General features: G+C 63.5%; 8 protein-coding genes. 3 read left to right on the forward strand and 5 right to left on the reverse strand.

Features of this window, described 5'->3' with window-relative positions:
- The 5 genes from NTW26_05460 to NTW26_05480 all read right to left on the reverse strand — a co-directional run.
- The coding region (locus tag NTW26_05460; protein ID MCX7021711.1) for a type I restriction enzyme HsdR N-terminal domain-containing protein at positions 1–2,567 on the reverse strand (2,567 nt) is incomplete at its 3' end.
- An 11-nt stretch (positions 2,568–2,578) separates the two neighbouring features.
- A complete protein-coding gene (locus tag NTW26_05465; GenBank protein MCX7021712.1) occupies positions 2,579–4,378 on the reverse strand; it encodes a TrkH family potassium uptake protein in 1,800 nt (599 codons plus the stop codon).
- A gap of 141 nt (positions 4,379–4,519) precedes the next feature.
- A complete protein-coding gene (locus tag NTW26_05470) occupies positions 4,520–5,704 on the reverse strand; it encodes a DUF2341 domain-containing protein (protein ID MCX7021713.1) in 1,185 nt (394 codons plus the stop codon).
- An 843-nt stretch (positions 5,705–6,547) separates the two neighbouring features.
- On the reverse strand, positions 6,548–7,849 hold the full coding sequence (locus tag NTW26_05475) for a CBS domain-containing protein (GenBank protein MCX7021714.1): 1,302 nt from the start codon (positions 7,847–7,849) through the stop codon (positions 6,548–6,550).
- Positions 7,850–7,910: 61 nt separating this feature from the next.
- Positions 7,911–9,383 (reverse strand): hypothetical protein, encoded by a 1,473-nt coding sequence (locus NTW26_05480; protein ID MCX7021715.1) that lies wholly within the window; start codon positions 9,381–9,383, stop codon positions 7,911–7,913.
- A 161-nt stretch (positions 9,384–9,544) separates the two neighbouring features.
- Between NTW26_05480 and NTW26_05485 the strand changes: the two genes are divergently transcribed.
- The 3 genes from NTW26_05485 to NTW26_05495 form a co-directional block, all read left to right on the forward strand.
- Positions 9,545–10,408 carry a deoxyribonuclease IV gene (locus NTW26_05485; protein ID MCX7021716.1) on the forward strand — a complete coding sequence of 288 codons (864 nt, stop codon included), beginning with the start codon at positions 9,545–9,547 and terminating at the stop codon, positions 10,406–10,408.
- 75 nt (positions 10,409–10,483) lie between these two features.
- The gene (locus tag NTW26_05490) at positions 10,484–10,828 is read left to right on the forward strand and encodes a hypothetical protein (protein MCX7021717.1); all 345 of its coding nucleotides are present in this window, start codon (positions 10,484–10,486) and stop codon (positions 10,826–10,828) included.
- The coding region (locus tag NTW26_05495; GenBank protein ID MCX7021718.1) for a PAS domain S-box protein at positions 10,783–11,843 on the forward strand (1,061 nt) is incomplete at its 3' end. The genes NTW26_05490 and NTW26_05495, both read left to right, overlap by 46 nt.

Consider the following 11,843-nt stretch of genomic DNA (forward strand, 5'->3'; position numbering starts at 1 on the left):
GGCGAGACCATCCGGTCGTGCTTGGCTATTTCTTCTTTGTTGTTAAAATCAATTATATAGATGGGAAGTTTTTCTAGCGTTTCAATATCGGTTTGAGCCATTGCTCTACCGAGCTCTAGTGAAATTAGATGATAAAAATGATTCAAGAGTCTAGAATTAAATATACCAAGCAAATACCGTATATCATAACTGGAATCAACAAGGACTGCTGAATGGATGTTGTTCAAGTGGTAGAAGTTATTTAAGTCTAATGTTGCAGTAAGACTATCTCCAGTTTGACGGATTAAAATTTTGTCAGATTGAACAACATCTTTATCCCATCCACCAGACCAGAGGAATTTAGGATCTATATTGAGATAATTTCCAGCGTATTCTAATTGGTAGCGTCCAATTTCTCTTCCAGAGATTAATCCTTGTTTCCAAGATGCACCTTTACTATTAGATGCAATAATACTTTTCTGGCCAATCTTTGAACGAACACCTGTATGAATGCTTATTATTCTTGAAGCAGGAACACCGGTGGTTTCAATTTTTTTAACAAATTTATATGAGCTTTCATTAAAGAATAGCCTAAATCTATTATAAACAACAGTTTCATAATAAGATTGCATGTATGAAAATTCAGGTGAAATTTTAGGTGGTGTTTCTACTAACCTAGCTTTAACTTGATTATTGTTTCTACGAGAATTTTCCTTTTCTCTTTTTGCTACTATAATTGTAGGTAAACCTATAGTAGCCTTTGGCCAAAAATCAGAGTTATACATTGAGAAATCAAGTAAACAACATGTATTAAGTAGAAATCTCCGGAGCTTCGAGAAATATCTACCAATTAAGAAACTGTCAGGTAATATGAAACTAATATAACCACTCACATTAGCTATTTGTACAGCACGGTCTAGGAAGAGAGCATAAGTGCTTAACTTATATTCCGCTGAATTCGGAAACGATGATCTGATGTAATTTTGAAAGGTATTATCAACCTTCTGTACTCCTCTTAGACCAAAGCTAACATACGGCGGGTTGCCGATGACGTCGTCGAAGCCGCCCCGCTTCATTATCTCCGGCCAACCATTCGGCCCGTCCCAGTCGAAGGCGTTCACCCTCCGCCGCACCGCGTCATCCTCGAACAGGTCCTTCTGGTCGCCGGAGTAGAAATCGCTCCCGATGAGCGAGTTCCCGCACCGGACGTTCCCGGAAAGATCTGGCAGGAGCGCCACGTGCGACATGTCCATCTGCAGCGGGGCCTTCTCCAAAAGCCACAGGCAAAGCGATAGCTGCGTGACCTCGACGGCGTTGGCGTCTATGTCCACGCCGTGGAGATGCCGCAGAACGATGGTGCGGCGGTCCTCGTGGGTCAGCGGGCGGCCGTACTTGTCGGAGTACCAGCGTTCGAGCCAGCGCGCGGCGCCAATCAGGAAGGAGCCGGACCCGCAGGCGGGGTCGAGTATTTTAATTTTCGCGGCCTGGGAGGGCGACCGGCCCTCGAAGAGCGGGGAGAGGGTGTTTTCGACGATGTAGTCCACGATGTAGCGCGGGGTGTAGTAAACGCCGCCGGCCTTGCGCACCTCGGGCTTGGGCTCGATCTTCACCCGGCGGGCGGGGGTGATGCGCACCTGGGAGCCGAGGAACTTTTCGTAAGCCTTGCCGATGATTTCCACGGGCATGGCGGAGAAGTCGTACACGGCATCGGGGTCGGCCAGCTCCTTGACCACGGCGCGGATTTTGTCCGGCTCCAGGTGCAGCGCGTCCACGGGGTGGCGCTCGAAGAAGCGGCTGTTGTAAGTGGGTTGCAGCCGGGAGACCAGATCGGAGAGGTGTTGCCCCGGGTCGTTGGCCTCGGCGATCTGGTAGAGCCACCCGCCGCGCTCGCCGTAGCCGCGGTCTTCCAGGATGCGCAGGAGGAGGAGGCGGTCGAGGACGCGCTGGGTGTATTCGGAGAGGTCCCAGTCGTGGGCCAGGCGCTCGTTCTTGACCAGGGCCTGGGCGATGAGCAGGCGATAGCTTTCGAGGTCCTTGAGGAAGGCCTCGTCGGGGGGCAGGGAGACTTTGGTGGTGGTGGCGTAGGCGCGGAGCTTGCCGTCCAGGACGGCCTGGCGGGAGAAGTAACCGGCCAGGGTATCCCATTTATCGGCGTATTCTTTATACGTGCAGCAGAGGTCGGGGATGCGGAAGCGGTTGGTCTCCTTGGACGGCTTGGTGGAGGTGTTGTAGACCTCCCACTCCTCGAAATCGGTGAGGACGCCGACGGAGACGGTTTCGAGGTTCCAGCCGTAGCGGAGGACCTGAAAGATGGCGCTTTTGTCCTGGGCGACCTTCACCTTGGGGGCCTTGGCCTCGATGACCACCGCCGGTTGCCCGCGATCGTCGTAGAGGATGTAGTCGGCCTTCTTCTTGCCGGACTCGGTCTCCACCGGCGGCTCGACGCGGACGATGTTCGGGTCGGTGACGTCCCAGCCCAAATTGACCAGCATTACATCTATCAGGCTCTGGCGGGTCTGCGACTCGTTGTTGGCGTACAGGCCGTAATTCTTCTCGAACTCCTCTTTTAATTCGTGGATGGTTTTCAATTCCGCCTCAATTACCCGATACCAATCCGACCCTCGGGGTAGGAGTAGTGGGCTTCGCCGCGCTTCTTGCCGATAGCCAGGCCCAAGGACAGCGGACCCACGCGACCGGCGAACATCAACAGGATTATCACGATTCGCCCGGCGTAGGATAAATCCCCGGTTATCCCCGCGGAGAGGCCGACGGTGCCCCAGGCGGAGACCGTCTCGAAGAGTATGTCCAGCGGCGGCTGGTCCTCCAAAAGCAGCAGGATGAAAAAGCCCGTGACAACGAAGGCGAGACCGCCCACCAGGACGGTCAGCGCCTGCTTGATCACCCCGGAGGGAATCTCGCGCTTGAAGACCTCGACGCGACTCTTGCCGCGCAGGTTGGCCCAGAAATTAAGGATGATGACGGCGAAGGTGCTGGTCTTGATGCCGCCGCCGGTGGAGCCGGGGCTGGCGCCGATGAACATCAGCACTACCATGACGAAGAGCGTCCCCGAGCGCAGGGCGTCGGTGGGGATGGTGTTGAACCCGGCGGTTCGGGTGGTGACCGACTGGAAGTATCCGGCCGCGATTTTTTCGCCCACGCCAAGGCCCTGCATGGAGTTCGACCACTCCAGGGGCGTGATGGCGATCCAGCCGACGAGAATCAAGATTGCGGTGACGGCAAGGACGAGCTTGGTTTGCAGGTTGAGGCGGCTCTGGGGCTGGCCTTTCTTGTGCCGTCGGCGCAGGCTGGTCAGGTTCATCAACACGACGAAGCCCAGGCCGCCCAGGATGATGAGGGAGGAGATGATCATCGAAGTGCCGACTGAGGAGACGTGGGGCTCCAAGTTGTCGGCGTTCAAGGAGAATCCGGCGTTGCAGAAGGCGGCGATGGAGTGGAAGGCCGAGGAGAAGAGGAGCTGGCTCTGGTCGGTGTACTTGGGCTCCCAGGTCTTGTACAGAAGGCCGAATCCGAGGAGCTCGATCAGGAGGGTGGCCAGTAACATGTACACGAGGAGTCGTCGGACGGTGGATAGGGCGTCGGCCTCGTAGGCATGGGAGTATAGGGCAATCTCCTTACGGGCCAGCCGGATGCCCAGGATGGTGGAGAAGAAGGCGGTGAAGCTCATCAGGCCCAGGCCGCCGATCTGAATGAGCCCCATTATCACGGACTGGCCGAAGCGGGTGAAGTAGCTCCCGGTGTCCACCACGGTCAGGCCCGTGACGCAGGTGGCGCTGGTGGCGGTGAAGAGGGCGTCTATGGGGTGGATCTGGCCGGATACCGTGGCGCGGGGGAGCGACAACAGGAGGGTGCCCACCCCGATCACCGCGAGGAAGGTCAATAGGATGGAGCGGACCGGCCGCTGGGCGAGGGCGACCAGGGTGCGGTTGCCGCGGATGAAGCGGATGATGAGGTTGGCGGCGATGAAGAGCTGGCCGCCCAGTAAGCTCTCGGGGGTTCCGGTATCGCCGCCGCTCCAGACGCTGGGGATGTCTCCACCGGACTGGGGCGAGCTGACGAGGAGGTAGACGACGTAAACCGCCACCACGATGAGCTCGGCCAGGTGCTCCTTGATCCAGGTCAGCCTCTGGTGCGTGAACAGGAGCTGGGCCAGGGGCATGAGGCAGAAGATGAGGATGATGAGCGCCTGGGCGATGTGGACGATCTGGCGGAGGAAGTCGGAGGGGAAGAAGCCGTACTCGACGATGAAGCTGGCGATGGCGACGACGGCGCAGGTGAGGAAGATCCAGCGCAATAGCCGATCCACCCTGGCCCGCAGAGCGGGCGTGAAGGTGAATTTCTGCTGAATCAGCTCCCGGACCGATTCTTCCTGTCGAGGCATGGGAATGGCTGGGTGTCGGTCGTGACCCTCGCATTGTACCCCAGCCGTGCCTCCCCCGGCAAGGAGGGGGTTCCCGGACCGAGCGGGGAATGCACGAAGGGCGGGAGTGACCCGCCCTCTTTGTTTCCGGAAAGTTCGGGGCTACTGGAAGAGCGCCTTGATCTGGCCGAAGGAGGTCTCGATGATCGTCACATCCGGGCTTTCCTCGTCTCCGACCATGCTGTACGGCATCGGATTGGTCCATTTGCGTAAAAGCACGTTGTCTATAATATGGTCATTGGTGAGGTCGCCGGTGGAGGCGCAGAATCCCAGCCCCCCGTGGTCCCCGTCACCGTCCGGGGTGTTGAAGGTGTGCTCATAGAAGAGGATGTCGGAGTCCAGTTTCAGGGTGAGCTTTCCCCCGAGTCTGACGAGCTCCACATGGTGCCATATCCGGTCGCACACCCGGTCGTCCTCGATGGTCGTGAGGCGGTTGTCGGTGCTGTCCTCGATGAGGGCCACGTGCCGCCTGTTGGAGTCACCTTCGCCGGGGTGGGCGTCGAACTCGATGCCGTAGCCCGGGATTGCGTCCCCGTCCGCGGTGGTGAAGCCGAGGCCGCGGCCGCACGAGGGGGTGCCGTCGGCGTAGGGCGCCTCATCCTTGTAAAACATGGCGCAGAAGCCCTCGGCACCCGTTCCGCCTCCCACGAGGTAATCGAAGGTGAGGACCCACCCGTTGAGCCGGGTCATGTCGAGGTCGGCGAAAATGGCCGTCCCCAGGTCGCACTCCTGCCGGGTGAGGTAGAAGACCTCGTCCGCCGGGTCCCAGCATCCCTCGAGGTAGCTCTCCCCGGCGTGGCGGTAAACGCTCCAGCCGCCGGAGCGTGTCGGGTCGTCGTCGAAGGGCTCGTAGAGCTCGGCATACCCATCAACGTTGCTCTCCGATGACGCGTCGTGGTTGCCGTAGTATATGTAGATGTTTGTGGCGTTGGGGATCTCCGGCACCCGGATCCAGAACTCGGCGGAGGATGACTGCTTGAGGTCTTCGATCCAGTACAGGAGCGGATTGCCGTCCATATCGGTGAAGCGGATGTCGTCGAAGTCCGTCTGCATGCTGCCTCGGTACACCACGGTCAACGGGATGGGGAAATTAATGAGGAGCTCGTTGCTGTAATGGTTGTCTATGAAGACCCGCGCACGGTGGTTCCAGGCGTCGTCCCACCACGGATCCCCCCTGGGCCGGGGAGTGACGCTCTCGAAGGCCGCATCGGAGCCTGAGTTGATGGTCATCGCGCCTGCCGAGAAGCAGATGAAGAGCAGAAAGCAGCCGATTGCCCGCGTAAACATGACTGTACCTCGCAGATTAGGGGTTCCCAAGGGAAGGGTCGGGAATGCCGGTGTTTCATCGGAGTCGGGTAATCGTTTCGGTGATGTCACCCTAATCCACTCATTCATACGGAAAAAGCAAGGACCGTGCCCTAAACGCGCGCGGCGCGGACGCGGGCGTGGCTGGAATCCGTTAATTGAGGATTGGTCGAAAGGGGCCGGCGGGCTCCAGTTTGCCGCAGCAGATTGCGGTTGGATGTGAGAATGGCTCACCGCATCTCGACGTCGCGACGGCCCGCCGGGTCGTCCGCCGCGCGCCGGATTGGGGGACGGGGACTCCGTGCGTTCGCCTTCTTTTATCCTTGTCCCGGGCTCGGATGACGTAGGGGCGGTTGTCCACACCCGTCGTGAGCTTAAATGTAGGGCGGGGATTCCTATCCCCGCCGTTCCACCCCTCTCCCTCGCCCGTAGGCGAGTTCCACCCCCCTCCCTAGCCCTCCCCCCAGAGGGGGGAGGGAGATTGCGGCAGCCCTCACCCCCGACCCGTCGGCGCGCCGCTCCCGCAGGGAGAGGGAGACGTAGGGGCGGGTGTCTCGCCCGCCCGCGGGCGACCGTGGACGGTCGCCCCTACGGGGCATTGCACGGTTCTAAATGTAGGGCGGGGATTCCTATCCCCGCCGTTCCACCCCTCTCCCTAGCCCGTAGGCGAGTTCCGGGGGGGGGGGCCCGTAGGCGAACCCGCCCCTCTCCCTAGCCCTCCCCCCAAAGGGGGGAGGGGACAGGCAGCCTTCGCTCCGGCCCGGAATCGGTACAAAAAAAACGGGCCCGCGGGCCCGCTCGAATTCATTCCTATTGCCCGGGGAATCACGGCGCGGGCCTGGAGCCGCCTACGAGGCGCAGCACGTCCGCCGCCCGGACGACGCCCCTCGGCGCGCCGTCCTCACCGCAGACCACCAGGAGCTCCACCTCGGGATCGGCGAAGAGCACCGCCATTTCCGCCAGCCCGGCGCCGGGCCCCACCACGGCGAACCCCGTGGACATGAGCTCCTCCGCCGCGCGTCGGGGGAGGGTGGACGGCTTGCGCTGGAGCTCCGACAACCGACGGACCAGGTAGGCGTAGAAGTCGTGGGTGGTGGTCTGGCCGTGGCTCATCGGCTGGGTCGGGCCGCGCAGGCCTTCGAGAAAGTCCAGGTGGGCGCGCAGGAGGCTTTTCCCCGTCTTGGGGTAGACCGACAGGAGGTGGCGGGTGCTCGAGTCGGGCATCTTCTCCTCCTTCCCCGGGGCGATGGCGCAGAGGACGACGTAGAGCTCCAGGTCCGCCTCGGACACCTTCGCCTCGGGAACCCGCTCGCCCACCGTCGCCGCCAGCTCGTCGTCCTGGTCGGAGAAGCGCGAGGAAAATTTCTCCAGGGTGTCCACGGCGTCGGCCAGCCAGGCGCCCAGGGCCGTGCTCGTGCCGAAAAGCAGCCCCGCCCCGATGATGGCCGCGTCGTCGGAGTGCCCCGGCCCCACGCGGTAGCGGATGTAGTTGTACTCGTAGGGGCCGTCGTCCACGTCCGCGACGGTGCGTTTCCCCGCGTCGGCTATCAACCCCGCCCGGCGGAACTTTTCGAGCCGGGCCTCGTCGTGGGCCTCGTGGGCCAGCCGGTCCGGGTCCTCGCCCAGCTCCTTCATCACGCGGGTATCCACGACGAAGCACCTTCCGCCGCCGATTTCGACGCCGTGGGTCTTCTCGGCGCGGGCCCGCACCGCCTCGTCGTCGCGCAGCCCGCCGATGTACATCCCCCGGAGCACCTCGCGCGGCTCCACCTCGATCCCGGCGAGCCAGGGCACCCGCAGGAGGGGATGGCCGGCCGCGTCCACCAGCCTTTTCCTCGGGCTACCCCCGACGGCGGCTTCCACCCAGTCGGCGATTTCGTCAATCAGGGCCTGCCGGGCCCGGCGGCAGTCGGTCACGTTCCAGCCCAACAGCCCCACGATGCGGTGGGTCGTCAGGTCGGGGTAGCGGCGCTTGTGGAACGCCCCGGCGCCGGTGTGGGCGTGGCCCTCGATGGACTGGGCCAGAATCAGCTCGGCTACGCCTTGCTCCGTGTCCAGCCGCTCCTCCTCCACGAGGCTCGCGTAGTCGCGCCGGACGAGATCCTCCAGGTTGGGTGCGGAAGCCATGCTCCTCCCGAGGGCGGGTGAGGGGTCACGCGGTTACGGTCGCGCGGGGGTCGGTGTGGGCCTAGGGCGCCGTCAGCGGCGGACCGAGGCAGGTCGAACGGATGTCGGAAATTCCCGTCCAATACCGAATCTGCGGCATGTCCTTCCCGTCGAGGTCGTCCAGGTTTAAAAAGATGACGTTGTCCCGGTCCTCGTAGGCTCCGGCGGCGACGATGACCCCGCCGGGGCCCACCGCCACGCTCTCCGGTGCGTCCCCCGGAACCTTGCAGTTCTCGCTGAAATTCTCCCCGGGCCGCTGGTAGAACACCACCGGCGTGTCCTGGTAATCCCGGCCGAGGTAGGCGAGGGTCCCGTCCTCCCCGAGGTCGAAAGAAATTATCCCCCCCGCGTTGCCCGCGGTCATGATGAACTCGTAGGTTCCGGTGGCCAGCGTCCGGGCGTAGACCAGGGCGGATTCGCCGGGCTCCTTCGCCTGGTGCTGGTAGTAGAGCACGCCGCCGGAAACCAGGCAGGGGATGGTGTTGGCGTTGTAGGTTTCCAGGGGCTCGACGGTCCCGGCGCCCAGGTCCGCGGTCCACAGCTCGTATTTTCCGGGGGGCCCGGCGGCCACGTAGAGGGTCTCGGCCGCCTCGTCGAGCCGAGGCTGGCGCAGGAGCTCGCCCGACGACCGCGCCCGGCTCAAGTCGCGGACGTACCCTTCATCGCCGGAGTGCGCGCCCATCAGCCGGTTGAAAAGCGCTTCGCCGTCGAGGAGCAGCTCCGCCTCCCCGCCCGTGGTGAGCCGGTATACGCCGAGACCGTCCGCGGTGCGCAGGACGGCGACGATGCCCGTTCCGTCCGGCGTCGGGTGGATGTCGCCGATGGGGCTCGCGCCCCCGGGCAGCGTCAGCTCCTTGAGCTCCTGGTCTTTCACCGCCTCGTAGTAGATTAATGTGTCATCCCCCACGAACCAGAGGGTCGAGTCCGCCACGGGCCAGAGGTCCGGCGGGAGCCCGGCCACCGGCTCGTACCCCGCCTCGCGCATCTCCGCCGACCGGTCGCGCCAGAGCGGCTCCAGGTCGCTCACCGCCTTGTCCACTCCCTGGGTGAACCCGCCGACCGCCTCCTCCATGTCGCACTCGCCCGACAGAAGGAAGATGACCACTCCGACGACGCTCGTGAGAACCATCATAAGGACGGCCATGACGATGACGCCCTTCATGCCGCGGCGCGGGCTTCCCCCCAACGACGGGGCCGGACCGCCGTAATCCTTGGGAGGGCCGTAGACCCCCGTGTCCGGGAATCGATCCACCGGCTGCTCGGTCTCGGGCGCGCGGTAGGACCTGGTGATAGTGACCGCCGGTTCCGGCTCGGAGAACTCCATGGTCACGGACTCGGATTCGGGCGCGGGCTTGACTTCCCCCATCCCGGGGGGCAGGCTGGCCTCGCCCGCCTGCTTCTCCTCCCAGCTCGGCTTCACCCGAACGCCGCACATCGGGCAGCGTCCGCCCAGGGGGTCTATGAACTCGGCGCCACACTTCCGGCAGAGGTACATGGCGAAAATCCCGGTTTTCCGGTCGCGGACCGGAGGTTTTTAAGATGTGTATCCACCCCAAGTATAACCGACCGGGGGCGGCGAGGTGGCCCTTAAAAACGCCGGATGACCTCCGGGGCGTTTTGGGATAAAATGACCGCTCCCTCGATCAAAGGTGGGCCGTGCGCTTCGGGATGCACCTCTCGGTGGGGAAGGGGATAGACGCGGTGCCCGAGCTCGCCCGGCGGGTGGGCGCGGACACCTACCAGGTCTTCGTGGACTCGCCCTCGAGCTGGAGCTACTCCGGGTGGGACCCGGCCAAGACCGCCCGGTTCCGCGAGCGGAGGGCGGAGCTGGGGCAGGGCCCCGTCGTGGTCCACACCGGGTACCTCATCAACCTCGGCGGCCCCAAGGCCGACGTTTACGCGCACAGCCTCGCGGCGCTGGCGGCGGAGTTCGCCAAGGCCACGGCCATCGGCGCCGACTACCTGGTCCTCCACCCGGGCAAGCACCTGGGGACCGGGCGCGAGGCGGGCCTGAAAAAAATCGGGGCCGGGCTCGCGCGGGTGATGGGAAAAAATCCCGCTGGCGCGCCGGTGCTGCTCCTGGAATACTCTGAGGGCTCGGGGACCTGCCTGGGGACGACCTTCGAGGAGCTGGCCTTCCTCCTGGACGGCCTGGATAGAGAAGGCAAGGGGCTTAAGTCCCTTGTCCCGGCGGGCGTCTGCCTGGATACGGCCCATCTGTGGGGCGCCGGTTACGACCTCTCCACCCCGGATAAGGTCGCTTCGGTGCTGGACGCATTCGACCGCGTCGTCGGCCTGGACCGGCTGGGCTGCTTTCACCTGAACGATTCGGTGAAGGAGCTTGGGTCGCACACCGACCGCCACGCGTACCTGGGCGAGGGGAAGATCGGGCTGGAGCCGTTCCGGGCGCTGGTCCGGGACGTGCGCCTGGAGCACGTCGCCATGATTCTGGAGAAGACGGGCCGGGACGAGGACCACTGCCGGGAGCTCATTCGTTCCCTGCGGAGCCTGGCCCGGTGAGGGTTGTCGGATTTCCCGGTCGGTGCTACACTTACCATGGTGGCGCGCCGCCGGCGGGTGACCAGGGGAGCCGCTTTGCGTTACGAGGAACTGCGGGAAAAGCTGAACCAGGTTCTGGCCGACGCGGGTCCGCTGCGGCGCATGGCGCTGGAGACGCTGGGCCGTCTGCACCGCCGGATCGAGGACTACCGGCAGTCCGCGGCCCGGCTGCGGTCGCTCCTGCGGGCCAGCGCGCAGCTCCAGACCACCGGTTCGGGCGCGACGTCGGCATCGCGGGCAGCCTCTCCGGGGACGAGTACGTCAACTGGCACCCCAAGGACCTCCTCTTCGTCCCGCTGCACGGCCCCCGGGGGCGGCTGGTCGGCACGCTCTCGGTGGACGACCCCTTCGACGGCCGGCGCCCCACCCGGGATTCTCTGAAGGTCCTGGAGCTTTTCGCCAACATGGCCGCCGGGCTCATCGCCGCCGACCGGCTTCAGTCGGAGCTGGCCGCCACCAGCCGCTACCTGCAGAACCTCATCGCCAACTCCGCCGACATCATCGTCGCCACCGACTCGCACGGCCGCATCGTCCTTTTCAACCACGCCGCCGAGGAGATTCTGGGCTACACGGCCGAGGAGATTCTCGGGCGCCACGCCGGAGAGCTATACGCCAAGGCGCCCGACCGCGATCACATCAAGCACGTCCTGCGCGACGAGGGCTCCGTCGCCGATTTCCAGACCACCGCCCGGGCCAAGTCCGGCGAGGAGATTCCCATCCTCCTCTCCGCCAACGTCCTCTACGATTCCGACGGGTCGTTCATCGGCACCGAGGGGATTTCCAAGGACCTGCGCGAGTACCTCCTGCTGGAGGCCCGGCTCATCGTCGCCGAGAAGCAGAAGACCCTGGCCGAGGCCGCCGTCGGCGTGACCCACGAGGTGAACAACCCCCTGGAGAGCATCATCTCCGCCTGCTCCATGGCCGATCGGTCGCTGGAGTCCGATTCGCCGGACATGGGGCTGGTGCGGGAGAAGCTCGCCATCGCGCTCCGGGAGGCCCGACGCATCAGCGGCATCACCGACCGCTTCACCGAGCTGGCCCACGGCACCGGCTACCGCGTCACCGAGGTGGACGGCGAGGTCGCCATGGTGGACTTCACCAGCGAAGTGGAGAAGGCCTACGCCGCGGGGGAGGTCTGCCCCCTCCCCCGGCGTTACCGCGTCCTGGTCGCCGACGACGAGCCCACCATCCGCGAGCTTCTGGCCGAATACCTCGCCAAGGAGGGCTTCTTCACGGAGACCGCCGTGGACGGCGAGGAGGCGGTGCGCAAGGCCACCGAGGGGCCCGCCTGGGACGTGGTCGTCACCGACATCATGATGCCCAAGAAGACCGGCTACGAGGTCTATTCGGAGATAAAGGAGCGCCGTCCCGGGACCGAGGTGATTCTGATGACCGG

It is taken from the genome of bacterium (assembly GCA_026398675.1).
Classification (GTDB): Bacteria; RBG-13-66-14; RBG-13-66-14; order RBG-13-66-14; family RBG-13-66-14; genus RBG-13-66-14.

What these genes read in the sequence shown, in the direction of transcription:
- NTW26_05470 (MCX7021713.1), bottom strand. Translation starts at nt 5,704, where the DNA reads ATGTTTACGCGGGCAATCGGCTGCTTTCTGCTCTTCATCTGCTTCTCG.
- NTW26_05480 (MCX7021715.1), bottom strand. Translation starts at nt 9,383, where the DNA reads ATGTACCTCTGCCGGAAGTGTGGCGCCGAGTTCATAGACCCCCTGGGC.
- NTW26_05475 (MCX7021714.1), bottom strand. Translation starts at nt 7,849, where the DNA reads ATGGCTTCCGCACCCAACCTGGAGGATCTCGTCCGGCGCGACTACGCG.
- NTW26_05465 (MCX7021712.1), bottom strand. Translation starts at nt 4,378, where the DNA reads ATGCCTCGACAGGAAGAATCGGTCCGGGAGCTGATTCAGCAGAAATTC.